Genomic DNA, 23633 nt, shown 5'->3' with positions numbered 1-23633 from the left:
ATGAAAAAGTTACCCACCCAGCGGGTGGTTATATTTTGCCATGGTGGTCAATTTTTTGATGAGCACGGTGGTCAACTTTTTGGTTGACATTCACATCCTAATTCTGATTCCGTTAGGTGTAGTCACAGGGATTCAACCGATTATCAGCTATAATTATGGTGCAAAACTATATGAACGGGTAAGAGAGGTTACACGCTTAGGAATGATCTTTATGTTATTGGTTGCCACGTTCCTTACTGTCGTATTGTTCTTATTCACCGATCCAATCGTTAGTTTCTTTTCTGGAGGCGATCCTGCATTACAGGAAATTGGTGTTTGGTCAACGAGAGTGTTTAACATTTCTTTTCCACTAGCCTCGATTATTGTTCTTATCTCAGGATATTTTGAAGCAATCGAGAAAAACGTCAAGGCTACTTTAATCGCAGTATCTCGATCATTCATTTTTTGTATGCCACTCTACTATTTGCTTCCAGGACTATTTGGAGTGAGTGGGGTATGGTACTCAGTTCCGCTAGCGGATGTATTGGCATTTTTGTTTGCTGTTCTGTTTATGAACACTGAGTTTCATCGTTTAAAAAGAATGACCAAGCAAGAGGTGGAAACGATATGATGTTCTTTGTAAAAAATATTTCATCACAGGAGTATCAGGATTTGGGAATCGCTTTGTGGGAGCCATGGGAAAACACTACACACAAAGGAACGTGGGAAGTGGAAGAAACAGAATCATTTTATGTTTTGGACGGAGAGGTACATATTACAGTTGATGAGGTGACCCATATCGTAACGAAGAATATGTTGGTATTTCTGCCTAAAGGGCTGGTATGTGTCTGGTATATTCCGAATTATTTGAAAAAAGTTTATAAACTTGGTGCAGCGAACTGATTAGGAGTTATACCACCAACCTAGTGTCGTGTTTGGTTTCATATTTTTAATAAAAACCGTGATATTCATCTAATACAGTGGGTGAAAGAACTGCATATTCTACACTGTAAAATAACCTACGATTAGATGGAGGGATCAGTGGTGAGTGACATAGGTCATTGTGGTAATGGCTTTATCTTGGTTCTTGTTTTGTTTATTTTGTTGGTAATTGTAGGTGCCAGCGAGGATTGTTAATAAAAAAGGAAATCGCCCACGGTGATGAGGGCGATTTTTTTATTGAAATGAATGCATTACAGTAGCCTTTTTCACATGACTTCATAAAATAATTTACATTTAATTTATGTGAAAGGATACTCCAATGAGAAAAACATCAGTATTGAAATATTTGCTTCATTCGAAAAGTCTCGAATTTATAATGGAAGCTCATAATGGTCTATCTGCCAAAATTGTGGAGGAGACAGGTTTTAAAGGAATATGGGCAAGTGGACTTTCCATTGCTGCAAGCCTGGGAGTTCGTGATAACAACGAAGCTTCCTGGACGCAAGTGCTCGATGTTTTGGAGTTTATGAGTGATGCTTCAACGATTCCTATTTTATTGGATGGAGATACCGGCTACGGAAATTTCAATAACGCAAGACGATTGGTTCAAAAATTAGAACAGCGTAAGATAGCAGGGGTTTGTATTGAAGATAAGCTGTTTCCCAAAACCAACTCGTTTATCAATAGCGACGTGCAACCCCTCGCCCCAATCGATGAATTTTGCGGAAAGATCAAGGCGATGAAAGATACACAACATGACGACGACTTTAATGTTGTGGCAAGGGTAGAAGCATTTATAGCTGGCTGGGGTCTTTCGGAGGCATTGCAACGAGCAGATGCTTACCGGCAAGCGGGCGCAGACGCCATTCTGATCCACAGCAAAAGAGCAGATACGAAAGAAATCGAATCATTCATGCAGGAATGGGATAACAGACATCCAGTAGTGATTGTCCCCACAAAGTATTACTCGACTCCGACAAAACGATTTTCAGAGCTTGGGATTAGTATGGTGATCTGGGCCAATCATAATTTGCGTGCGGCAGTTGACGCAATGAAACGAATTTCAAGGCAGATTTTTCAGGATGAGACTCTCATGGGAGTGGAGGGTAACGTGGCAAGCCTCGAAGATATCTTTCAACTGCAAGATGCAGGTGAGCTGATTGAGGCGGAAAAGAAATACCTTCCGTCCCCGGAAACGATCAAGGTGAATAATGATGTTGGATACCAATAAGTTTGGCGAAGCGTTGCATGATCTTGGGTTTTCCTTTTTCAGTGGGGTTCCGTGTTCCTTTTTGAAAAACTTGATTAATTATGCAATCAATCGATGTGATTATATCATGGCAGCAAATGAAGGAGATGCGGTCGCCATTGCCTCGGGTGCCTTTTTAGGTGGAAGAAAAGCGGTAGTCCTGATGCAAAATTCTGGGTTAACAAATGCTGTTTCTCCATTGGTTTCCCTCAATTATCCGTTTGAGATTCCGCTACTTGGCTTTATTAGTCTTCGTGGCGAACCAGGGCTCGCAGACGAACCACAGCATGAACTAATGGGTCAAATTACCACTCAGTTATTGGAATTGATGCAGGTTAAATGGGAGTATTTGTCTACCGACCTAGTAGAAGCCAAAGGCCAGCTTAAAGTTGCCAATCAGTACGTGGAGCAAAACACCCCATTTTTCTTCGTTGTCCGAAAAGGAACTTTTGCAGAAGAAATCCTGGAAGAAGTAATACCTCCAAATCATGTGAACCCAATAAAAATGGCAAGTCAAAGAGAAGATCAATTGCCGACTAGACAGGAAGCTCTGCGTGTGATCCATGCAGCGCAAGAGAACAATACGGTACTGATAGCCACTACAGGAAAAACAAGCAGGGAATTGTACGAAATACAGGATGCCTGCAATCAATTATATATGGTTGGATCGATGGGATGCGTCAGCTCACTGGGACTCGGCCTTGCGTTGTCTCAAAAAGAGTTGGATACCATCATTATAGATGGGGACGGATCTGTGCTCATGCGCATGGGAAGCTTGGCGACCAACGGCTACTATCATCCGACCAACATGCTTCATATCATGCTGGATAACCATGCGCATGATTCAACAGGCGGGCAAAGGACCGTTTCTAATCATATTAATTTTGTGGATATTGCAGCAGCTTGCGGGTATCAGAAATCTATTTATGTCCACACGTTAGAAGAGCTGCAATGTTTTATTCATAATTGGCAGCAAAGTCATGGACTTACGTTTCTTTACATGAGGATTAAAAAAGGGTCTCCACAGTTTCTGGCGCGTCCAAAAATCAAGCCGTTTGAAGTGAAGGAACGGCTGCAAAAGTATATACAATCGACTGGGAAATAATGTGATGATTGGGGATTGGTAAGGATGAGGAAATGGGAACGATATTGTATTCTTCGTGAAGATGAGAGGATTCAGCCCTTTCTGCCCGAGACACGCTTACTGACTGAAGAAAATCTATTGTCGTTACTAGACACGAAGGACGAAGTGATTTTGAAACCCGTCTCAGGAAGCGGAGGATCAGGAGTGATTATCGTTTCTTTAGAAGGAAACAATCGTATTTTGGTGCAAGAGAAGTTATCCAAACACACTACAACAAAGAGTGATCTCTTCTCCTTCTTAGCAGAATATATATTGAAAGAATTTACACCATACATTGACCGAAGTGAAATTAACACCATTCTTGAAAAAAGTTATATGGTCCAGCATCGGATCTCATTAGCAACAGTGGATGAGTGTCCTTTTGATATTAGAGTTATGGTCCAGCGAAAGGCTGACCTGCCTTGGAAAATAACGGGTACTCTTGCGAAAATAGCAAGCTCTGGCTATGCGATCACTAATGTCAATCTTGGTGCTACTCTAGTTCCCGTAGAGAACGCCCTTCAACGTTCCTCTCTAAATAAATTTCCTCAGCAAGAACTGTTATCTCAGTTGGATCTAGTAGCATTACTTGCTGTAGAACGTCTTCAACAGCATTTTCCCAGTCTTCAAATGATCGGGTTTGATTTATGTTTTGATTCAGAAGGGAAGGCGTGGATGATTGAAGCAAATTTCAAGCCAGATGATTATATATTTCTCGAGTTGGAAGATAAAACCATGTATCAAACGATACGAGAATATAGTGAAGGGAGTAAATAGGCATGGATTCACATATTGATATGATTATTTCCCTTATCAAAAGTGTACCTGCTGATAAATTGAACGACCTCGATACGCTGAAAACCATTATGGTTCAGGCTGGAAAGGAGGCAGGGAAAAATTTTCAGGAATCAGAAATAGATGAATTTATTAAACAGCTTCATGAATTTACACAGGACGATTCTTCAACGAGAATGGTAACGATGTTATTGCAACACGGGGTAAAAGGAGTTAACCAAGATAAAATCGAGGATATTAAAAATAAACTGAATACGTAATTAAGAAGTCGAGGATAGGGAGCAGGATCATTTCTGTGACCCTATCTTTTATTCCTTCTTTATAGTATTGTCCACGTACTTACGCTTTAATTGCCTATCCTTATCCCAATGAAACTTTAAAGCCTGAAGGTGAAAATCATAACCAACTACGTTAGTACAAACACATACCTATTAATCTGGGCATAGAATCATAATAGGGGCGGATAACTCGCTCAAGAGGAATTATTATTTGGAGCTTTGGTCATATATGCATTTCTACAAAGAAAGGAAATTGAAAAATGGTATTACCTAATCAAAACACTATTTTTAATAGTGAAACTGCCATATTTCTTGCAGCCATGTGCTTTCAGACGTATCCATTTTTTTTCGATGGAAAACTTATTTTGCCAAAAGGCTATACCCTTCGATATACCATTCGCGCCGTAACAGACGTAGAGAATCCTACGGAGGAAGTATTCGGTTTTATAGCTGAGTCAGTAAATCAGGTCATTATTGCTTTTAGAGGATATGCAGCATATCCTGCTGACTTATTAGCCGCCTATGACATCCTTCAAATTCCTTATCCGTTTGTTACCAATGCGGGAAAAACCTCGCGTGGATTTACATGTATCTATCAATCAACAAGAAACAATTTGATCAGAAAATTAAATAAACTATCTGCTGCAAAACAGCTGTTTATTACTGGACACAACTACGGCGGAGCTTTGTCCGTTTTAGCAGCATTAGATATTGCGGTAAATACTAAATTCAAAAATCCCATCGTATATACTTATGGCAGTCCTCGTGTTGGTAATCCTGACTTTGCATCCAGATTCAATCAAGTTGTAAAAAACAGTGTACGAATCGTTAATATCCATGATTCATTTCCAACTTTTCCTGCTAAGAAGTATCCGCCTCCTTTTACCAAAGAAGGTATATCCTATCAACATGTACAATCAAGATTTCCTATCTCTTTTCAACTGAATAATACGCCTCGCAATGATGCAATTTCCTGTTATTTTAAAAACCTCAGTCAACAGAATCCCGACTTTGCCAAAACATTATGCAATGAAAACCCTGGTTTTTGTCCTAATACCAAAATGTGTATTCCATATCGAGGTGCTTGAAAGAATGAATCATTCAATATATAAAAGCGAAGATGCCATATTGCTTTCGGCTATGATTTATCAGTCATATCAACTTTTTGAAGGGGAACCACTGATTTTGCCAAAAGGATTTGACCAGCGTTATACCATTTGCGCACTGGCTGGTGTTGAAAATCCCAAAAAGGAAGTATTTGGTTTTATCGCAGAGTCAAAAGAAAAAATCATTGTAACATTCAGAGGAACACGAACTTTTAATGACAACGAGTCGGATCAAGATTTATATCAAGTACCATATCCTTTTGTCAGTGATGCTGGTAAAACCCATCGTGGATTTACATCGATTTATGTATCTACCCGAAAGGAATTGATAAAGAATTTAAACAGACTTTCTAAAACAAAAAGACTGTATATTGCTGGACACAGCTTAGGGGGAGGTTTAGCTGTATTAGCTGCTTTGGATATCGCTAAAAATACCGGTTTTAAAAATCCTTACGTGTTTACCTATGGCAGTCCTCGCGCAGCAGACCCTGTCTTTGTTTCTCTCTTTAACAAAACGGTAGAGAAAAGTTTTCGCATTTTTAATGTTCATGACATTATTCCCACTTTACCGGATAAAGTGTATCCGCCTCCTTTTACAAAGAAAGGTTTATACTATCGGCATGTAAACAAGAAGTACCCTCTCTCTTTCCAACTGAACAGTTTGGCAGTTCGCAATCATGAAATTGTCTGCTATTTTAAAAACCTCAGTCAACAGAATCCTGATTTCACCAAAAAATTATGTTTTGAAAATCCAGGTTTTTGTCCCGATACAAAATTATGTACTCCATTTATAGGTATATGCAGAGAGGTCGATAATTAAAGTGAACGGCATCAAGATGGATAAGTCGCTTAAACTGGGCTATGTTCTTGCGGACAAGCAACTGGAACGTTGAAAAAGTGACCAACAGTATGGTCGCTTTTTTGTTTTAAATTTTGGTAGTCGTTACAGTATATAAGGATTGACAAAGCATAAAAGAAAAATTATCATGTTAAATAATATTTGATAATAACATTTTGATAATAACAATTGGTGAATAGTACGAACTATAAGGATGATGATAATGGAGAACAAACCAGTTAGGGACAACCGTGGGTATACAGAAGAAGAATTTTTGCGGACATACGATGCGAATAGATATGAACGACCATCTGTTACAGTTGATATGTTGATATTTACCGTGATGGATGAGGAAACAGACAATTACAGAAAATTATCAGAAAAAGCATTGAAAATTTTACTCGTGAAAAGAGGCGAACATCCCTATATCGGCCAATGGGCTTTGCCTGGAGGCTTTGTTTCTATCCACGAGAGTATTGAACAGGCTGCCCAACGAGAGTTAAGAACAGAAACCAACATTGATAATATCTACATGGAGCAGCTTCACACCTGGGGGGATGTCCATCGCGACCCACGTACAAGGGTAATTAGTTGTTCCTATATGGCACTCGTCGATAACAATTCCTTGCAAATAAAAGCCGGTGATGATGCAGATGATGCTAATTGGTTTTATATTCAGGACAAATTGTTTCAAGAAAAGAAGAGCCTGACTGAAAAGGGAAAAGTAATTGAAAAGTGGGTAAAGCTTCGAATCTGGAACGAAGATATCGAAATGTCAGCTACCATCAAAATAACAAAAACAGTTGCGGGCAGAGTTCAAAGCGTTGAGAGAGAAATCGTTGAAACGAATGGATTAGCCTTTGATCATGCGAAGTTAATCCAGTACGGATTAGAGAGCCTGAGAAGCAAAATAGAGGCTACGGACATTGTATTTAATTTGATGCATGAACGATTTACGTTAACAGAATTGCAGCAAGTTTATGAAGTGATCCTTGGAAAAGAATTATTAGCTGCTGCTTTTCGTAGAAAAATTGCTAACAAGGTAACGGAAACAAATGAGTTTACAAAGAACGCCGGACACCGTCCTTCGAAATTGTATCGATTTAATCATGATTGGACGGACGAGTTTTAATGAACGTTTGATCCGAAAGGAAGTGTTTTTATGAATAACCAAAACAGTCGAATGAAAAGAGCACAGATTGCGCAGGAAACATTGAAGATAATTGATACTGGAACTTATGTAAATCATGCTGGAAGAAGGATTGAACTGAAAAGTGAACTGGATTCTGCAATAAACAGCACAGTTCTTTATCGCCCAACTGACTTGGATTATCGTTTGGAGGATTTGAGTAAAAAACGGCAGTCGCAATCAAACGAACCATTCATCGAGATAACAAGTGAATCAACGTTAGGTGCTGCCAAAAGACTTGTCGTGGATGAAAATATTCGTGAAACAGTTTGTCTCAACTTTGCATCGGCGAAAAATCCTGGTGGGGGTTTTCTAAACGGTAGCCAGGCACAAGAGGAGAGCTTAGCACGCTCTTCTGGCCTCTATCCTTGCATTTCACAAATGCAAGAGATGTATGATTACAACAAAAAAGTGGGAACTGGACTGTATTCAGATTACATGATCTATTCACCAAACGTTCCCGTTTTCAGAAACGATAACGATATTCTGCTGAATCTTCCTTATTTTGTTTCATTTATCACCGCACCTGCTGTAAATGCGGGAATTGTAAGGGAAAGAGAGCCAAGGAACCAAGCACGAATTGATCAAGTAATGATCGAACGTATTAAGAAAATATTGAGTGTTGCATCTTCTCATAATCATCGGGCTATTGTACTAGGAGCGTACGGCTGTGGCGTCTTTCAAAACAAACTTGAAGATGTCTCAGGTTACTTTCGGAATATCCTTCTCGAACAAGGATATGGACAGCTATTTGACCGAATCGTTTTTGCGATTTACGATCACTCTCCTAATAAAGAAAGAATTAACGTATTCAAAAAAGCCCTCAGGAACAAATCTTGATCTCAACAGAAAGAGAAGTGCTAGTCATGTTATTAAATGAAATAAATAAAGATTTGTTCACAATGTCAGAAGATTTTTTCCTAGCTCATTGCATTTCCTCTGATGCAAAAATGGGGGCAGGAATTGCAGTTGAATTTCGAAAGAGGTTTAAACTAGACTCACTTCAGAAAATGGCTCTCCAAAAACCATTAGAAATTGGTAAGTGCTATAAAGTTGGAAGGGTATTGAATTTAGTTACTAAGTCAAGTTATTGGCAAAAGCCTACGTACGATTCATTTACTAAAGCCGTTATCTCATTGAAGCACATATGTGAACAAGAAGGCATAAAAAAACTGGCTATGCCCCGAATCGGTTGTGGGCTTGATAAGCTACAATGGGGGAAAGTCAAGGAGATCATCAATGATGTCTTTTCTGATGTAGATATCGAGATTACCGTATGTACACTGTAAGACAAGGGAGAGATTTAAATGAATGAGCAATTTACATTCTTTTGGAGGTCTAAATCGCCTTTTTCTCAATGGTATAAGGCATCTTTTGAACTAAATGGGATCACGTTTTCTAGTGCAGAACAAGCAATGGTGTACGGGAAGGCTCTTCTATTCAAGGATATCGAGATAGCGGCACAAATTTTGTCAGCTAACGAACCTCGTGAGCAAAAGAGACTTGGTCGTCACGTCAAAAATTTTGATCGCTCTATATGGGAATCTCATTGCAAGCAAATTGTGTATGAAGCAAACAAAGCCAAGTTTTCACAAAATCCTGAATTGCTGACAGCTTTGCTACATACGGGTGAAACTACATTAGTGGAAGCTAGTCCAGACGATGCTATTTGGGGAATTGGCCTTGCAGAAGAAGATCCTCGAGCAAAACATCGATCCCAGTGGAAAGGGACAAATTGGCTGGGTGAAATTCTTACACAACTGCGTGAAGAATTGAAACGTAGTGCTACTTCGTTGTGATGTCATAAAAGGGTGAAAAAGATAAAGACGATTGATCGTTATCATGCAAAAACCAGCCTGGATGATGGATTCATTCTATTACGGCAACAATCTATAGACATGCTAATTTATTTCATCATTTTTGAACAGATTCTATTAAAATTACTAAAATAACCATCTGATGATCATACGATGGGCACATTTCTCTATTATTGTAACATTTGTTGCTGCAAGTAAATTCAGTAGTAGGAGAATTTTCAAAAAGTACGTGAATATTCACCTTCTTGATCAGGCTCTTTAATTTACTAATTGCACAGGAATACACAATACGGAGGAAAACATGACTATTTATCGTTCAACACCAAATGTAATTTCTAATTCCTATCAAAACAGTTATGTGAGGGAGAGTGCACAATCATCCCCTACAAATCAAAGTGGAAAAGTTGCTACGGACCACTTGAAAAGAAACATCGAAACAGTAGAAATTTCAGATGAAGCTAGAAAAAAGTTTGAGGTACTATCGTCAAGGAGCACTCCAACCATGTTGAGAAGTACTGCTACCGCTAGCTCACCAGCTGCTGTTAGTTCAACTGGAGAAATTGATTGGGAAGTACAGGCTGCCATTGAAAAAGCTATGATGGCTCCTTCTACTGTAACTCCCTCAATTGATCCTGAATTAGTAGAATTAGAGGAAGCTCTTCGTACTGCCAAAAGTAAACCATCTAAGGTCCAACAAATAGAGGCCCAAGAACTTCTCCAAGCGAAAGATAAAGATAAAAAAGGTTGGAAACTTGCTGAATCTCTTGTAGATTTCGTAACAGACCTCATACCAGGTGTAGGGCAAGTAAAAGATGCTTATAATCTATATAAAGTATTAAAGGATCCTAAATCCAAGGCTAAAGATGTAGCTGTTGCCATGTTGGGATTTGTACCTGGGCTTGGGGATTTGAAGAGCATTGCAAAGTTAACAGACTCTATTCACTCAATTTATAAAGTTTCTACAAGCAATCTAGATGATGCTGCAAAAAGGCTCATGAAAAAGAGTATAAAGGATGTCAACGCGAAAGATTTGGTTAATTCTTCTGAAGGTAAAAGAATTGGTAATCGGGTAGGACACATGTTAAAAGAGCATGTTGGGTTGTCTAATGCAGATTTAATCAACAGAGCCAAAAGAAAAGATATAGAAGCGGCAACAACATACAAAGATAGAGACACAGCTAATAAAGTAGTTGAGAAAAGTATTAATAATAAAGCGGAAGAGATAGCCGATTGGTTACTAAATACTTCTAACGAGATTTTTGCTGTGCGATATGATTCTGATTCAAGCTTAGGAAGAGGAGTTTATCAAAATGAAACAACGGTGCACGATAATATCAAGATGGCTATTACAATTTTCGTAAGAGATCCAAATGTGAAACAAGGTTTCAGTGTTTTAACATCGTATCCGGCTTTAAAATGGAAGAAATAACTCGCGAAAGCCATATGAAGATAGGTGAATAAATAATGCTTAATATGTGGAATAATTTTGATGCTCCGAGTGATAAAACTTTACTGGAATACGATGAACTCAGGTATTTTATCACTGGATATTTTACACAGGGGATAGAATGGTCTGAACTTGAGATTGTGGCCAAAGATTTCCTTGATCGTGAACCAGCTGATCGAGTAGCTGAACTTCAAAGGAATTTGTGTTCGTTACAAGCGCTACTGGACAATTACAATCAAGAAAGATGGAACGAAATAGAGCAATTCATTTGCGAACCTAGTATGAGAAGGTTACATTTTAAAGATGGCCAAGAATTTATTGATAAGGTTAGTAGAGGATTACATAGATAAAGAAGGAAAGTAAAACTTTTTCTAATTTGAGAAGATTTAATCCCCAAATTGATACACCTTTCTTATAACCAGTAGTGTCAAGGGCATAAGGCGTAGCAAACCCTTGATACTACTGATGGAAAGAAAGATAACGAGTTCATGGATGAAGGGGACGTCCACACCTTCGTTAATTTTTCGAATTGGATGGTCTTCGGCATATAATCAAGCTATGGAAAGATTACATGTAGAAAATGACTATACGGATTTTATTCAATTATTGCTCAACTGGAAAAGGATGCACTCGATTTTTACTTACAATTCTAAAATTATCAGAAGCATTTGAACCTGTTAAGTTGGCTTCATGTGCTTTTTTTCATAGCTCCGAAAGGGTGCTTTATCGGAACTTTTTCATTAAGCTATTAGGGGTACCGCCAGCAAAAAGCAAAGAATTGTTTTCTTCATTCCAATCCCCCATCAGGGTTGCAGTTGTATTATTGGCATTATTTCCCTGGGGATTTAATATGGGTACAGTAGAGATGAACCTGGCAATCATTCATGAACATGCTTCCGTACCAATCGTAGCAAACGTAATCTATGTTTGCTAACTGTAAAGAGGGTAGAAACCAATGAATAGACAGACTCCCATGAAAAACAAAGTGATCTTGGCTGGAGGAACTGGCTTTGTCGGAACATATTTTCATGAGAAATTTATGAATCTAGGGTATGAAGTAAAAATCATTTCTAGGCAAGCCCACCATATATCTTGGATGAATCAATCAGAAATCGTTGAAGCCTTGGAAGATGCAGACTTGTTAATTAACCTGGCAGGAAAGTCTGTAGACTGTCGCTACAATCGCAGGAATAGGGAAGAAATATTGAATTCAAGAACAGAGACCACCAAAATACTTGGAGATGCTCTATTATCATGCAAAAACCCGCCAGGATTATGGATTAATTCAAGTACGGCAACGATCTATCGACATGCTGAAGACCGACCAATGACGGAAGAAAGTGGTGAAATTGGATCTGGTTTTTCCGTTGATGTAGCCAAAGCCTGGGAACGCACGTTCTTTTCATTTGATTTGCCAAAAACCAGGCAAGTTGCATTACGAATTGCCATTGTATTAGGAAAAAATGGAGGTGTCATGACTCCGTATAAGAACTTAGTCAGATTTGGTCTTGGTGGTGTTCAAGGCTGGGGAAATCAAATGTTTAGCTGGATTCATATAGAAGATTTGTTCCAAATCATTCTCTTTCTCAAAGAAAAAGAAGAGGTAAGTGGGGTCTTTAATTGCTCTTCTCCTTACCCAGTCACGAATCGTGAACTAATGAAACAGCTCAGAACTGCGATGAATAAACAGTTTGGTTTTCCTTCTCCGAGTTGGATGCTTACAATTGGTGCATTGTTAATCCAAACGGAAACTGAATTAATTTTGAAGAGTCGTTGGGTACTTCCAGAAAGGTTAGAGAAAGAAGGATATACGTTTAGATTTGGCAAAATTGACATGGCATTTCAAGATTTACTGACATGATTTTTTCTTGCAAACGTTACAAGCATTCACAGCATGATTACTCTTTCCGTTTGGATATTGACCCAAAATACTCCACAACGACCTCACGGAATTCCCTAGCAGCCCGTGAAATGTAGCGACTCCTGTGCGATAACAAAGCGATCTCCCGTACCAATTCGAGATTCTCTATTTCGAGATAATTGATATGTTCCCGTGAGTCTCTTGCCGTGCCTGGTATAAAGGCTATGCCAAGTTCTGCTTCCACAAGAGCGCTTAACCTTGCAGGTTCATCTCCCTCATAAACATATTTCGGTTCAAATCCAACCGACTTGCAAACAGAGTCCACTAGATCGCGAGTACCGTAGCCTTTTTTAACACCGACAAACCATTCATCCCTAAGTTCTGTCAAGGATACACTACTTCGGTCTGCTAGCCGATGCCCCTTGGGAACAGCGACGAGAATTGGGTCATTGAACACGATTTGACACTCAACGTCATCCCCTTGTATAGGAGGGGATGACAAGCAAAAATCAACCTCACCTCTATGAAGAAGCGTAACCATTTCCTGAGTCGTTAGCATTTGTACGTGAAATTGGATTGTAGGACGCTTTTTCCGAAACTCTCGCAGGATATTTGGCAACGTGCTTGCGGTGGTGACCGCCAATTTGAGAGTGCCATGATCCGGACTGTTCAAATCACGAATCTCCTGTTTTCCCTGTTCCAATTCAAACAACGCTCTTTGAGCACGGTGAAGAAATCTGCTTCCGAACTCATTCAATCGCAGCTTCCGTCCTATTCGATCGAATAGAGGAACCCCTAGATCATCCTCCAAGCGTTGAATCGTTTTACTAAGTGACGATTGAGTAACGTGCAGACTTCGTGCAGCTTCGGTCACATGTTCCAACCGAGCTACTGCGATAAAATATTGCAGTTGTAGAAGTTCCATTTCTTACCCTCCCTCCACACATTCCTTTAAGTCAATGAAATCATAGCATAAAATGCGTTGGAGTAAATATGCGATTTCCATTACGATGACATCAAGACGCTTCGGGAGGGGACAAAAAATGGGTGTTCGCAGTAGGTGGTTGTTGATTTCTGTTGGAATGGGGGTATTATTGAATCCTCTTAATTCTTCGATGATTTCTGTCGCTATAGCAAGGCTGCAAAATGTGTACGGCATTGATTTCACAGTTGTTTCTTGGATTATTTTTTCCTTTTATATTGCGAGTGCTATTGCTCAACCTATCATGGGAAGGGCCAGTGATTTATTCGGTCGCAAGAAGATATTTCTGACTGGGCTGATTGTAGTTACCGTAGCATCATTTTTAGCACCATTATCATCAAGCTTCGGATGGCTCATCGTCTTTCGCATTGTGCAATCCATCGGGACAAGTATGATGGTCTCAGTTGGTATGGCTTTAGTACGAGTTCATATTAAGGAGAAACAGGCAACGGCCTTGTCTGTTTTATCGATATTTTTATCAGGAGCGGCAGCCATTGGTCCATTTATTGGTGGGGTGTTGATTCATTGGTGGGATTGGCCAGCTATCTTTTTCGTCAATATTCCGTTCGTAGTGGCGAGCTTTTTTTTAGCCTGGAGGACGATACCAAAGGACGAACCGCCAACATTCGATGCAGGAACTATGTCTTTTCGGAAATGGTTTGATTTTATTGATGCGACAGGGATCCTGCTCTTCACAGTGGGTCTGGTTGCTCTATTAGTTGGATTACTCTCAGCAATCTCATCCGGAAATATCTCACCTGAACATGTCCTTTTCATGTTGGTAGGTCTCATTACACTGGGGACTTTCGTAAGGCATGAGCTAAAAGCGACGTCACCCTTTATTCCTTTGCGTACATTCGCTAAATTTCCTGCGATGACTTGGGTCAATGTCGAATTCATACTTGTTAACGTACTTTTTTACTCAATCTTTTTCGGGCTCCCGACTTATTTGCAAACGGTACGTCATGTCAGTGAATTCCATACAGGGATTCTCATGTTAAGCTTAGGCTTATGCTCGCTCGTTGTTTCTCCCATAGCAGGACGATGGATAGATAAATCTGGTCACAGGCCAGCATTGCTAGTATCCGGGATACTGATGACACTTGGGGCAGCTTGGATAATCGCATTGAATCAAACTTCACCGCTTATCAGTGTATGTTTTGCGTTGGCAGCATTCGGTATTAGTAACGGGTTGAACAATGTCGCTATGCAAGCAGCTTTATTCAAAAGTTCACCAAAAGAAATGATCGGTGTAGCATCCGGATTGTTTATGACATCAAGATACCTGGGAACCATTCTCTCTTCATTGCTGCTAACCATCGTAATGGGGGATAAGCTTACAGCCGGGGGATTTAGAGTGCTTGGGGTTGTCCTGTTGGTCATTGCGTTGTTCTTGGTAATCAGAAATTGGCTCCACAGGGATTCTGGGCAATTGGAAAAACAATTAGCATCAAAAGAAGTGTAGTTTTATTCTAAAGGATAAGCCAACGGTAGTATTCATTCCGTATGCCACTACAATGATGACATTGCAGTGTTTGACTTGAGAAAAACTAAATAATTTCACAAAAAAATGACCACTATGTCGGTCATTTTTTATTTTAGAACTTTCAGTTTTTGTTGTTCGCTTTTACACCTAAATAAAGGTTTTTATACTAGTAAAATCGAAATGAAAGAATAATTGTTAAAATCATACATATATTCTAATTTGTCTCTTTGCACCCAACCTAATGTAGGTACTGTTGCACCTGGGTAACTGAATTTCCAGCGAGATAGGAGGCTGCATTCGAATGGTTCAAAATTGTATGTTTGGAACTCACCGAGTCATTGATCCCCCTCATTCATTGCCTCAACCAGCATGGAAATTGGACAATACGATGAATTTGCATGATAACGAACTCCTGATTGATGTTGAAACCCTCAACGTAAACTCGGTAAGCTTCGCACAGATTTACAATGAGTGCTCAGGGGACAAAGGAAAAATGGCGGACAAGATCATGAAGATTGTCGATAACCGAGGCAAACTGCATAATCCAATAACCGGAACGGGCGGAATGCTGATCGGGAAAATAAAAGAAATCGGCAGATCGTATCAAAATCCTCACCGTTTGTCGATTGGAGACAAAATCGCTTCCTTAACCTCTCTTTCGCTTACTCCTTTAAAAATCCACAAAATTAATAATATCCATATGAATACAGCACAAATCGAAGTGCAAGCAGAAGCTATTCTCTTTCAAAGTGCTCCTGTCATTGCTTTGCCAAGTGATCTCCCTCTTACCGAAGTAATGGCGGTACTAGACGAAGCCGGGGCACTGATGCAAGCGTGGAGGCTGGTGCAGGAAAATGACACCGTTCTGATTATGGGGGCTGGTGGCAAACTTGGATTGCTATGTGCTTTTGCCGCACGCAAAAAGTTGGGTACGACCGGAAAAATCATCGGAGTAATCAAAACGAAAGATTCTCGCAAACACTTACAGGAGAGTGGTGTTTTTGACGAAGTCATTCAAACAGATGCGTTGAAATCCATGAATGCACTTCACGATATTTTTAAGGCAGACGAGCTCGCCGACATAACGATCGATTGTATCAATATAACGAATACGGAGACGGTAAGTGTATTGACGACACGCCCCGGAGGTATCGTTTTTTTTGCCAGCTTGGCGAGCAATTACAATATCTCATCTTTAACTGCAGAAGGAATTGGTAGAGATGTAACCATTTATGCGTACAAAGGTTACAGTGAAGGTCATGCTGAATTTGCGATCCAACTGTTAAGAGAACATGCGAAGTTGCGCCAAATGCTGCGTGCACGATTTGATCGAAACACCCGGATGAAAGCACAAGCAATGGTTGGGTCACCAATTGATCTGAATTCCAAGGTATTAAAGAGCTTTGGCATCGAGAACTTCGTGTTCGAAAGCGAAGAGATTAAACAAGTCCTGAATAATGTCCTACGGGTTGCCATGTACGACTGTACGATCCTGCTAACCGGTGAATCGGGTGTGGGTAAAGAGATTCTCGCACAAGCCTCCCATAAAGCAAGCAGCCGAAGCAACTCGTCTTTGATTAAAATCAATTGTGGCTCGATTCCCCCGCACTTACTGGAAACCGAATTTTTTGGTTATGAGGGTGGTTCCTTTACAGGGGCAAGAAATCAGGGGAAAATGGGGATTTTCGAAGCGGCACACGGTGGTACGCTTTTCCTTGATGAAATAGGAGAGATGCCCATCGACCTTCAGGTGAAACTGCTTCGTGCAATACAGGAAAAGGAGATCTATCGGGTCGGTGGAATCAAGCCAATCAAGGTAGATGTACGCATAATGGCTGCCACCAACAAAAATTTAAGGAGAATGGTAGAGGAAGGGAATTTTCGCGAGGACTTGTTTTATCGGTTAAATGTCTTTCCTGTATACATCCCCCCGTTACGGCAAAGAAAAGCAGATATCATTCCGTTAGCCAGTTTCTTTCTGAACAAATACAACCATAAGTTTCAGATGACGAAAAGCTTCATGCCCGCTGCTCTTTCTTGCCTGGTCGATTATAGCTGGCCAGGGAACATAAGGGAGATGGAAAACACGATTCAACGGATTTTAATAAACAGTGCGACAGACACAATCTCTGAGGCAGACATCATGGATAATATCAGTTATGTGAAGTCGTCGTCACCTCAACCGAACATCATCAAGCAGAATGTGATGAAAAACTCTTTGGAGGAGACCGAAATCAATATCCTCAAAGAAGCAAAGAGTAAATTTAAATCTACACGAGAAATGGCAAAGTTCTTAAACATGAGCCAATCTACCTTAATCAGAAGATTAAAAAAATATAATATTTGATGGATGAAACGGCTTGGTAGACACCAGGCTGTTTTTTATCATCTAGTGAATCAAAAATGAAGCAATTTGAGTCAAAAGTGAAGCAGCTTGAACCGAAAATGACGCAATTTTCAAAAAGAGATCACAGAATATAACAAATTAAACGAGTGGTTTGATTGGCACAAGAAATGCAAATGTGAATAATTGTACCGAATTTTTAGAGAACTACGAAAGGGTGGATGGGACAGTTTTGATTTTAGTTATCAGGAGGTAGGAAAGGACCATTGTAAAGAGGTGATTCACTTGAACGGAGAGCTTATGGTTTTGCATTTCCTGTTATGGTCTACAACGGTTGGCTTCTTGTCGATTTTTGATTTCATCGCAAAGAAGCGCTTAGGGAGTAAAGCACATGGCTACCTCAGCCTGCGAGTACCAAAGTTTATTGCCCTTATTATATCTTCTGTTACGGCAATGGTATCGCTTTATCTATTGAAAAATCAAATGGTCGATGCAAAGCTTGCCAATTTCCTCTCCATTCCTTACTTTGCAGCTACTTCTTATTTTATTGTTTCTTTCTTTCGTCAGATGAAAATTGAAAACGCTAACAAGTAGGTGAGAAAAAATGATTTCTAAGATTCATTCACTCATACGTTTACGAATGTCATCACACGATGCTCACTATGGAGGCAATCTGGTCGATGGAGCCAGAATTCTTCAGCTCTTTGGTGACGTCGCAACAGAACTGCTGATTAAGCTGGATGGTGATGAAGGGTTATTTAAAGCGTATAACATGATCGAGTTTAAGGCCCCGGTTTATGCCGGTGATTACGTAGAAGCGTACGGAGAAATCATCGAGATAGGGAAGACCTCTAGAAAGATGCGCTTTGAAGCCCGGAAAGTGATTGCACCAAGGCCAGATGTCAACGATTCTGCCTGTGATTTATTGTCGGAACCGATTATCGTGTGTGTAGCCGAGGGGACCTGTGTCACCCCTCTTGATAAACAAAGAAACAACAGTGAATAGGGGGTTAATTCATGGATAATCGGGCAAAATCAGGTTCTATGAATCTCGTAGACTTTTTCATGCTGGGGTTTGGCTCGATGGTTGGTGTAGGGTGGGCCGTCGCAGTGAATGGGTGGTTTGCAAGTGGTGGTGGACCGACTGCAACATTCCTCGCATTTTTTATCGGAACACTATTAATGATACCCATTGGTTTTTGTTACGCAGAGCTTACACCGGCGATTCCAGTTGCTGGAGGAGCAGTTGCTTTTGCACACAAAGCTTTTGGTATGTTTCCTTCCTTTATTACCGGGTGGTTTATAGCATTGGCGTACATCACGGTACTACCTTGGGAAGCAATTTACATTAACGATGTCCTCGCGCTCATTTTCCCTTCACTCAAGGCAGGCGACCCTCTATATTCTATAAACGAAGTGGGCATTTACGGCAAAGGACTGGTTATCGGGGTTATCCTTTCCATCCTTGTTATTTGGATGAACCATATCGGTTCGAGAACCGCTATTAAGGTTCAAACCTATCTGACAGGTGTTTTGGTAGCCATTGGTGCATTGGTCATTGTGTTTGCGTTCCTCAAAGCAGATACAGCAAACTTACTGCCAATCTATGAGAACATCGGAAAAGGCTCGCATACCAGCTTTATCGGCGGATTGATGGCGATGTTTGCTATGGCACCATTCTTCCTCGCCGGGTTTGATACCATCCCTCAGGGTGCGGAGGAAGGCAGCTCTAGAATCAACTTTGGCAATTTGGGTAAGGTACTGGTCGGATCGATTGTTGCCGCCGGTGGATTTTATTGCTTGATCATCCTATCAACTGGTCTGGCTATGCCATGGCAGGACTTCGCTGAAATGAAGCGCCCGGCCATTTCCTTAATGTTTACAACCCTTTATGGTGATGGACTTCTCGGCACTTCGTTATACTGGCTTACCATGCTTGGCGCATTGGCAGGGCTATTCACGACTTGGAACGGGCTGTACATTGCGTCCGCCCGGCTATTACTGGGGATGAGCAGAAAGAATTTGATCCCTCAGTACTTTTCCCGTATCCACCCGAAATACGGTACACCCAGTGGTGCCAATACATTCTGTGCCATCGCTACGCTGATTGGGCCGTTCGTTGGAATGGGAATTATTGACCCACTCACCATCGTAGGCGGTACCTCATTCGTCGTTGGTTGGTTTGCGGTAGGACTTTGTGCCATCAAGCTGCGTAAATCTGCTCCAGATATGCACCGACCTTTCAAGATGCCGGGGGGTGTGGCGACTGCATGGGTAGGAACGATCATTTCGGGTGCTCTCATTTTGAGTACTTTGATACCTGGCTTGCCTAGCTACATGGGTTCACTAGGGATTTATATCCTGACTGGTTGGAGCGTACTTGGTTTGCTGTTCTATTTTGGGTCAACAGGGTATCGCAACTCTATCAAAGAAGAAGAGCGCATTTCTGGTTAAATAGATTGGAGCATTCGACGCCTCTCTGTATGGGGAGGCGTTGGAGGAGGGTAAATGATGAAAAAAGGATGCAGGTTTGGTACTCATCGAGTGATAGAGCCAAAAGGAATTCTTCCTCAACCCGCCTTACGCTTGGACAATACTCCCGAGATCTATTCCAACGAGATCCTGATCAATGTCAACATTCTTAATATCACTTCAACAGCATTTAAACGCATCGAAAGGCTGGCGGGCAAAGATCCAGAGCAAATCGCTCGCGAAGTTCAGAAAATCATAAGCGAACGGGGAAAATTTCAATGTCCCGAGACTGGATCAGGCGGCATGCTGATCGGAACAGTTGAGAAAATTGGTCCAGACCTAGAAAACAAGATCGATCTGCAAGTGGGCGAAAAAATTGCAACGATGGTATCCCTTTCGCTAACCCCGTTGCATATCGATGAAATCATTGATCTGAACCTTGAGACAGATCAGGTATTTGTAAAGGGAAAAGCCATTCTTTTTGAGTCAGGACTCTATGCCCGCATTCCTGCTGATCTTCCAGAGAAGTTAAGCGTAGCCATGATGGATGTTGCTGGGGCTCCCGCTTGGACGTCCAAGTATGTCAAGGCAGGGGATATTGTCACTGTTATAGGGACGGGAAAGGCTGGGCTTCTGTGTTTGCATGAGGCGAAAAAGCGGGCAGGAGTGACTGGTAAGGTAATTGCCATCGAGCCTTTAGCGAAGCGATGTGAGCTGATTAAGCGGCTAGAGCTGGCAGATATCGTTATACAGGCAGATGCCACCCAACCTCTACTGGTCATGGAGAAGATGATCGAGTCCACTGGAGGGAAGCTTGCCAACTTTGTCGTCAATACAGTGAATGTTCCCAATACCGAAATGGCTTCCATTCTGGCATGCCGAGATTATGGAACCGTCCTTTTTTTCAGTATGTCGACGGACTTTGCGAAGGTGGCGTTAGGTTGTGAAGGAGTGGGCAAAATCGTTAATCTGCTTGTCGGTACCGGTTATACAGAGGGTCATGCGGATATCACGTTTCAGATCCTTCGAGAGAATCAAGGTCTCTATCAATATTTCCAGGAAGTCTATCAATAACGAAAGGTGTTGTTTATGGAGACCATCAACAAAGACGTAGCTGGAAACCGTGTCATTCATGAAAAGGTTGGCATGTACTACGAGGAATTTGTAATAGGAGATGTAGTTGAGCATTGGCCAGGCCGAACGATTAGTGAAGCGGATAACACGTGGTTTACGCTGCTCACTATGAATCGACATCCCGTTCACTTTGACGATCATCATGCAAAGTCAACGCATTTTGGCAAGGTGCTGGTAAACAGCTGCCTGACCCTAAGTATCATCACGGGAATGACGGTAAACATCCTGAGCGCAAAAGCGATTGCTAACCTGGGATGGGATCAAGTAAAACTGCCAGCACCCGTATTTGTTGGCGATACTCTATACGCGCGAAGTGAGGTCACCCTGAAACGCAAATCAAGCAAGCATTCCGACCGCGGCATCATCACGATAAAGATGACTGGTTACAACCAAAACAAGCAAATCATCTTCGAAGGAACTCGTACTTTTATGGTGCCTTGTGAGAAGGGGGAAACCTGAAATGAGGTGGGAAATGGTACGCAGTATTTTGTACTTTTCATGTCTCAACATTAACGAGCGGACTCCCGAAAAACTAGCTGCATTACCGACTGACATGATTCTGCTCGATTTGGAGGATGCGATTCCAGTACACGAGCGACCAGCCGCCAGGAACAAAATTCGAGAACACTTCTACTTTTTACGAAACCAATTGCCCCAGATTGCCCTGCGAATGAACTCGATTCAAACAACGGATGGATTACGAGATGTTTTGTTTTTGTGCGAGCACGTTCTCCATTTTGATATGATCCTGATGCCTATGGTGGAAGATCCACAGGAAATTGTGATGGTCAGAAAAATCTTAAATGAACATAATCTGTTTTCCAGCATTTTCGCGTTAATCGAAACTCCCAAAGGCATCGAAAACGTCAGCCAAATCGCCTCAGAATGTGACGGATTGTTCTACGGTGGAGCTGACTATTGTTCAATCATCGGTATTGATATCGCCAAAAACACAAGATTAATTGATTACGCGACAAGCAAAATCGTCAATGCAGCAGCGATGTACGGATTACCTGCCTATGATACCCCTTGCTTTAAAATGAATGACTTGCCTTACTTGGAGAATGAAAGCAAGACAGCTTTCCAACAGGGCTTCACTGGAAAACAGGCGATTCATCCTCAACAATTGCCGATCATTAATGAATGTTTCACCCAACCTGATCATCGATTGAAATGGGCTAATGAGATTCTTGATGCGACCAAACAGGGGAGTGGACGGATTATCAAGACAAACAACACGATGGTTGGTCCTCCCTTTATCAAGCTGGCACAAAAGATTCTTGCCACAGCTAGTGAAAAGCCTACCGAAAGCTCATTGATATAAGTCGTACAAATACTTCTCACAGAGGTGGATAATTGCATGATTCAGAACAGTGAAATGAGAACGAAAAACAAATTTTCGAATATCGAAAAAATGATTACGATGTGTGAACCCGTTTATGACAAGATGGCTGAAGCAGGCTTAATCAATGTAACCGGTACATTTGTTGGCAGAGATCGGTTAAAGCTTGCAAACGGCAAAATCATCATGAATATGTCCAGCTGTTGCTATTTGGGGTTAAATGATCATCCAGATGTTCGCCAAGGATTGTTTGATGGAATTAATGATGCTGGAGGTGTCATGCAGCTGGTTAATGCAGGCTTCCGAATTCGCCTTTCATTGCAAGATGAGGTAGCGGATGAGTTTTCAGAATTTTTCGGATGCGGAGCCTGGTTAACAACGAATTGCGCAATGGCTGCCCTCGGGACATTGCCGATGCTGGCGGCAGGTATCTTTACCAACGGTGAGCGCCCCCTCATGGTATTTGATAAGCACGCACACTTTTGCATGAACTATATGAAAGCGAATTGTGATGACGAATCGGAAGTAGTTACGATTGCCCACAACGATATGGATGCACTGGAGGATCTTTGCAAGAAGCATCGGAAAGTAGCCTACATTTGTGAAAGTATTTACAGTACGGGTGGGGCAGCACCGATGGAGGATATTCTGAGGCTTCAGGATCAGTATGGCATGTTTATCTACATCGACGAGGCACATGGATTGTCGATTTCGGGCAAGCAGGGAAAAGGTCTCACCATGGAAATGATGGGTGAACTGAATGATAACACCATGATCATCACCTCCCTTTCCAAAGGCTTTGGTGCTAATGGAGGCGGTCTCGTTCTTTTTAAAAACAAAAAGTTCCGTTCGCTTATTCAACGGTACGGTGGACCTATGCTGTGGAGTGCACCACTCGGAGCAGCGATGTGGGGATCGGCAAGAGCGTCCCTCAGACTCCACAAGGATGGTACTGTTGACAAATTGCAAAAGGAATTGCGCAGAAAAGTAGAGCATTTTGATCGTGAGCTTGGCATAACCGGGATGGATCCATGGTCTGGTGTTCGGGTGGTCAATATCGAAGATCAAGAAAAATTGTTCCATGCGGGTCAGACACTTCTGGAGAAGGGCTATTATACATCGACCATTACCTTCCCGACAGTGAAAAAGTCGGATAGCGGGTTGAGGATCATGATTCGGACCAATATGTATGACGAGGAAATCAATGAGTTCATTAGCATTTTAAAAGAGGTTCGGTAATCCCAATAGA

At 41.3% G+C, this 23633-nt stretch carries 26 protein-coding genes; 25 read left to right on the top strand and 1 reads right to left on the bottom strand.

Going from position 1 to position 23633, the window contains the following annotated elements; translation table 11 throughout:
• Window positions 1–40 precede the first annotated feature (40 nt).
• From ACPW7N_RS22945 to ACPW7N_RS22870, 16 genes are all read left to right on the top strand, one after another.
• The gene (locus ACPW7N_RS22945; protein WP_425653776.1) at window positions 41–610 is read left to right on the top strand and encodes an MATE family efflux transporter; all 570 of its coding nucleotides are present in this window, start codon (window positions 41–43) and stop codon (window positions 608–610) included.
• Complete coding sequence (locus ACPW7N_RS22940; RefSeq protein WP_425653774.1) at window positions 607–882, top strand: cupin domain-containing protein; 276 nt, start codon at window positions 607–609, stop codon at window positions 880–882. Before ACPW7N_RS22945 ends, ACPW7N_RS22940 begins: the two co-directional genes overlap by 4 nt.
• Before the next feature lie 126 nt (window positions 883–1008).
• Window positions 1009–1116: a YjcZ family sporulation protein gene (locus tag ACPW7N_RS22935; RefSeq protein WP_425653772.1), complete on the top strand. Its 108-nt coding sequence runs from the start codon at window positions 1009–1011 to the stop codon at window positions 1114–1116.
• Between the two features lie 124 nt (window positions 1117–1240).
• A complete protein-coding gene (gene aepX / locus ACPW7N_RS22930) occupies window positions 1241–2152 on the top strand; it encodes a phosphoenolpyruvate mutase (protein ID WP_425653771.1) in 912 nt (303 codons plus the stop codon).
• Window positions 2136–3275 (top strand): phosphonopyruvate decarboxylase, encoded by a 1140-nt coding sequence (aepY, locus tag ACPW7N_RS22925; RefSeq protein ID WP_425653769.1) that lies wholly within the window; start codon window positions 2136–2138, stop codon window positions 3273–3275. The genes aepX and aepY overlap by 17 nt, the downstream gene beginning before the upstream one ends.
• A 24-nt stretch (window positions 3276–3299) precedes the next feature.
• The gene (locus ACPW7N_RS22920; protein WP_425653768.1) at window positions 3300–4070 is read left to right on the top strand and encodes a YheC/YheD family protein; all 771 of its coding nucleotides are present in this window, start codon (window positions 3300–3302) and stop codon (window positions 4068–4070) included.
• A gap of 2 nt (window positions 4071–4072) precedes the next feature.
• Window positions 4073–4348 (top strand): hypothetical protein, encoded by a 276-nt coding sequence (locus tag ACPW7N_RS22915; protein WP_425653767.1) that lies wholly within the window; start codon window positions 4073–4075, stop codon window positions 4346–4348.
• A gap of 278 nt (window positions 4349–4626) precedes the next feature.
• Entirely contained in the window at window positions 4627–5454 is an 828-nt protein-coding gene (locus ACPW7N_RS22910) for a lipase family protein (protein ID WP_425653766.1), read from the top strand.
• A 4-nt stretch (window positions 5455–5458) separates the two neighbouring features.
• Window positions 5459–6292, top strand: a complete 834-nt coding sequence (locus tag ACPW7N_RS22905; protein ID WP_425653765.1) for a lipase family protein — start codon at window positions 5459–5461, stop codon at window positions 6290–6292.
• Between the two features lie 241 nt (window positions 6293–6533).
• On the top strand, window positions 6534–7442 hold the full coding sequence (locus ACPW7N_RS22900) for an NUDIX hydrolase (protein WP_425653763.1): 909 nt from the start codon (window positions 6534–6536) through the stop codon (window positions 7440–7442).
• Window positions 7443–7472: 30 nt separating this feature from the next.
• Complete coding sequence (locus ACPW7N_RS22895; RefSeq protein WP_425653761.1) at window positions 7473–8339, top strand: TIGR02452 family protein; 867 nt, start codon at window positions 7473–7475, stop codon at window positions 8337–8339.
• A gap of 26 nt (window positions 8340–8365) precedes the next feature.
• Entirely contained in the window at window positions 8366–8788 is a 423-nt protein-coding gene (locus ACPW7N_RS22890) for a macro domain-containing protein (RefSeq protein WP_425653760.1), read from the top strand.
• An 18-nt stretch (window positions 8789–8806) separates the two neighbouring features.
• Complete coding sequence (locus ACPW7N_RS22885) at window positions 8807–9298, top strand: NADAR family protein (RefSeq protein ID WP_425653759.1); 492 nt, start codon at window positions 8807–8809, stop codon at window positions 9296–9298.
• Window positions 9299–9617: 319 nt separating this feature from the next.
• Window positions 9618–10745: an RNase A-like domain-containing protein gene (locus ACPW7N_RS22880; protein WP_425653758.1), complete on the top strand. Its 1128-nt coding sequence runs from the start codon at window positions 9618–9620 to the stop codon at window positions 10743–10745.
• 35 nt (window positions 10746–10780) lie between these two features.
• Window positions 10781–11113, top strand: coding sequence for a hypothetical protein (locus tag ACPW7N_RS22875; protein WP_425653757.1), 333 nt, complete (start codon window positions 10781–10783; stop codon window positions 11111–11113).
• 623 nt (window positions 11114–11736) lie between these two features.
• Entirely contained in the window at window positions 11737–12624 is an 888-nt protein-coding gene (locus ACPW7N_RS22870) for a TIGR01777 family oxidoreductase (RefSeq protein ID WP_425653777.1), read from the top strand.
• A gap of 37 nt (window positions 12625–12661) precedes the next feature.
• Here ACPW7N_RS22870 and ACPW7N_RS22865 read toward each other — a convergent pair whose 3' ends face one another.
• Window positions 12662–13549 carry a LysR family transcriptional regulator gene (locus ACPW7N_RS22865; protein ID WP_425653756.1) on the bottom strand — a complete coding sequence of 296 codons (888 nt, stop codon included), beginning with the start codon at window positions 13547–13549 and terminating at the stop codon, window positions 12662–12664.
• A gap of 118 nt (window positions 13550–13667) precedes the next feature.
• On the opposite strand from ACPW7N_RS22865, the gene ACPW7N_RS22860 reads away from it, so the two are divergent.
• The 9 genes from ACPW7N_RS22860 (at window position 13668) to ACPW7N_RS22820 (ending at window position 23623) form a co-directional block, all read left to right on the top strand.
• Window positions 13668–15071, top strand: a complete 1404-nt coding sequence (locus tag ACPW7N_RS22860) for an MFS transporter (protein ID WP_425653755.1) — start codon at window positions 13668–13670, stop codon at window positions 15069–15071.
• Window positions 15072–15393: 322 nt separating this feature from the next.
• On the top strand, window positions 15394–17439 hold the full coding sequence (gene kdd / locus ACPW7N_RS22855; protein WP_425653754.1) for an L-erythro-3,5-diaminohexanoate dehydrogenase: 2046 nt from the start codon (window positions 15394–15396) through the stop codon (window positions 17437–17439).
• 282 nt (window positions 17440–17721) lie between these two features.
• Entirely contained in the window at window positions 17722–18030 is a 309-nt protein-coding gene (locus ACPW7N_RS22850; protein WP_425653753.1) for a hypothetical protein, read from the top strand.
• Window positions 18031–18040: 10 nt separating this feature from the next.
• Entirely contained in the window at window positions 18041–18442 is a 402-nt protein-coding gene (gene kal, locus ACPW7N_RS22845) for a 3-aminobutyryl-CoA ammonia lyase (RefSeq protein ID WP_425653752.1), read from the top strand.
• Between the two features lie 11 nt (window positions 18443–18453).
• Entirely contained in the window at window positions 18454–19890 is a 1437-nt protein-coding gene (locus ACPW7N_RS22840; RefSeq protein ID WP_425653750.1) for an APC family permease, read from the top strand.
• A gap of 54 nt (window positions 19891–19944) precedes the next feature.
• The gene (gene kdd, locus ACPW7N_RS22835) at window positions 19945–20982 is read left to right on the top strand and encodes an L-erythro-3,5-diaminohexanoate dehydrogenase (RefSeq protein WP_425653748.1); all 1038 of its coding nucleotides are present in this window, start codon (window positions 19945–19947) and stop codon (window positions 20980–20982) included.
• A 15-nt stretch (window positions 20983–20997) separates the two neighbouring features.
• Window positions 20998–21501: a MaoC family dehydratase gene (locus ACPW7N_RS22830; RefSeq protein ID WP_425653746.1), complete on the top strand. Its 504-nt coding sequence runs from the start codon at window positions 20998–21000 to the stop codon at window positions 21499–21501.
• 1 nt (window position 21502) lies between these two features.
• Window positions 21503–22366, top strand: a complete 864-nt coding sequence (locus ACPW7N_RS22825) for an HpcH/HpaI aldolase/citrate lyase family protein (RefSeq protein ID WP_425653744.1) — start codon at window positions 21503–21505, stop codon at window positions 22364–22366.
• Window positions 22367–22402: 36 nt separating this feature from the next.
• The gene (locus ACPW7N_RS22820; RefSeq protein WP_425653743.1) at window positions 22403–23623 is read left to right on the top strand and encodes an aminotransferase class I/II-fold pyridoxal phosphate-dependent enzyme; all 1221 of its coding nucleotides are present in this window, start codon (window positions 22403–22405) and stop codon (window positions 23621–23623) included.
• Window positions 23624–23633: the final 10 nt, after the last annotated feature.

Origin of the sequence: Brevibacillus nigriterrae, from assembly GCF_049846925.1 — a bacterium.
Classification (GTDB): Bacteria; Bacillota; Bacilli; order Brevibacillales; family Brevibacillaceae; genus Brevibacillus_H.
This window is presented reverse-complemented; position numbering and strand designations above follow the sequence as displayed.

Coding starts and splice junctions, on each gene's coding strand:
- ACPW7N_RS22945 (WP_425653776.1), top strand. CDS start 41: ATGGTGGTCAATTTTTTGATGAGCACGGTGGTCAACTTTTTGGTTGAC.
- ACPW7N_RS22940 (WP_425653774.1), top strand. CDS start 607: ATGATGTTCTTTGTAAAAAATATTTCATCACAGGAGTATCAGGATTTG.
- ACPW7N_RS22935 (WP_425653772.1), top strand. CDS start 1,009: ATGGAGGGATCAGTGGTGAGTGACATAGGTCATTGTGGTAATGGCTTT.
- aepX (WP_425653771.1), top strand. CDS start 1,241: ATGAGAAAAACATCAGTATTGAAATATTTGCTTCATTCGAAAAGTCTC.
- aepY (WP_425653769.1), top strand. CDS start 2,136: ATGTTGGATACCAATAAGTTTGGCGAAGCGTTGCATGATCTTGGGTTT.
- ACPW7N_RS22920 (WP_425653768.1), top strand. CDS start 3,300: ATGAGGAAATGGGAACGATATTGTATTCTTCGTGAAGATGAGAGGATT.
- ACPW7N_RS22915 (WP_425653767.1), top strand. CDS start 4,073: ATGGATTCACATATTGATATGATTATTTCCCTTATCAAAAGTGTACCT.
- ACPW7N_RS22910 (WP_425653766.1), top strand. CDS start 4,627: ATGGTATTACCTAATCAAAACACTATTTTTAATAGTGAAACTGCCATA.
- ACPW7N_RS22905 (WP_425653765.1), top strand. CDS start 5,459: ATGAATCATTCAATATATAAAAGCGAAGATGCCATATTGCTTTCGGCT.
- ACPW7N_RS22900 (WP_425653763.1), top strand. CDS start 6,534: ATGGAGAACAAACCAGTTAGGGACAACCGTGGGTATACAGAAGAAGAA.
- ACPW7N_RS22895 (WP_425653761.1), top strand. CDS start 7,473: ATGAATAACCAAAACAGTCGAATGAAAAGAGCACAGATTGCGCAGGAA.
- ACPW7N_RS22890 (WP_425653760.1), top strand. CDS start 8,366: ATGTTATTAAATGAAATAAATAAAGATTTGTTCACAATGTCAGAAGAT.
- ACPW7N_RS22885 (WP_425653759.1), top strand. CDS start 8,807: ATGAATGAGCAATTTACATTCTTTTGGAGGTCTAAATCGCCTTTTTCT.
- ACPW7N_RS22880 (WP_425653758.1), top strand. CDS start 9,618: ATGACTATTTATCGTTCAACACCAAATGTAATTTCTAATTCCTATCAA.
- ACPW7N_RS22875 (WP_425653757.1), top strand. CDS start 10,781: ATGCTTAATATGTGGAATAATTTTGATGCTCCGAGTGATAAAACTTTA.
- ACPW7N_RS22870 (WP_425653777.1), top strand. CDS start 11,737: ATGAAAAACAAAGTGATCTTGGCTGGAGGAACTGGCTTTGTCGGAACA.
- ACPW7N_RS22865 (WP_425653756.1), bottom strand. CDS start 13,549: ATGGAACTTCTACAACTGCAATATTTTATCGCAGTAGCTCGGTTGGAA.
- ACPW7N_RS22860 (WP_425653755.1), top strand. CDS start 13,668: ATGGGTGTTCGCAGTAGGTGGTTGTTGATTTCTGTTGGAATGGGGGTA.
- kdd (WP_425653754.1), top strand. CDS start 15,394: ATGGTTCAAAATTGTATGTTTGGAACTCACCGAGTCATTGATCCCCCT.
- kal (WP_425653752.1), top strand. CDS start 18,041: ATGATTTCTAAGATTCATTCACTCATACGTTTACGAATGTCATCACAC.
- ACPW7N_RS22840 (WP_425653750.1), top strand. CDS start 18,454: ATGGATAATCGGGCAAAATCAGGTTCTATGAATCTCGTAGACTTTTTC.
- kdd (WP_425653748.1), top strand. CDS start 19,945: ATGATGAAAAAAGGATGCAGGTTTGGTACTCATCGAGTGATAGAGCCA.
- ACPW7N_RS22830 (WP_425653746.1), top strand. CDS start 20,998: ATGGAGACCATCAACAAAGACGTAGCTGGAAACCGTGTCATTCATGAA.
- ACPW7N_RS22825 (WP_425653744.1), top strand. CDS start 21,503: ATGAGGTGGGAAATGGTACGCAGTATTTTGTACTTTTCATGTCTCAAC.
- ACPW7N_RS22820 (WP_425653743.1), top strand. CDS start 22,403: ATGATTCAGAACAGTGAAATGAGAACGAAAAACAAATTTTCGAATATC.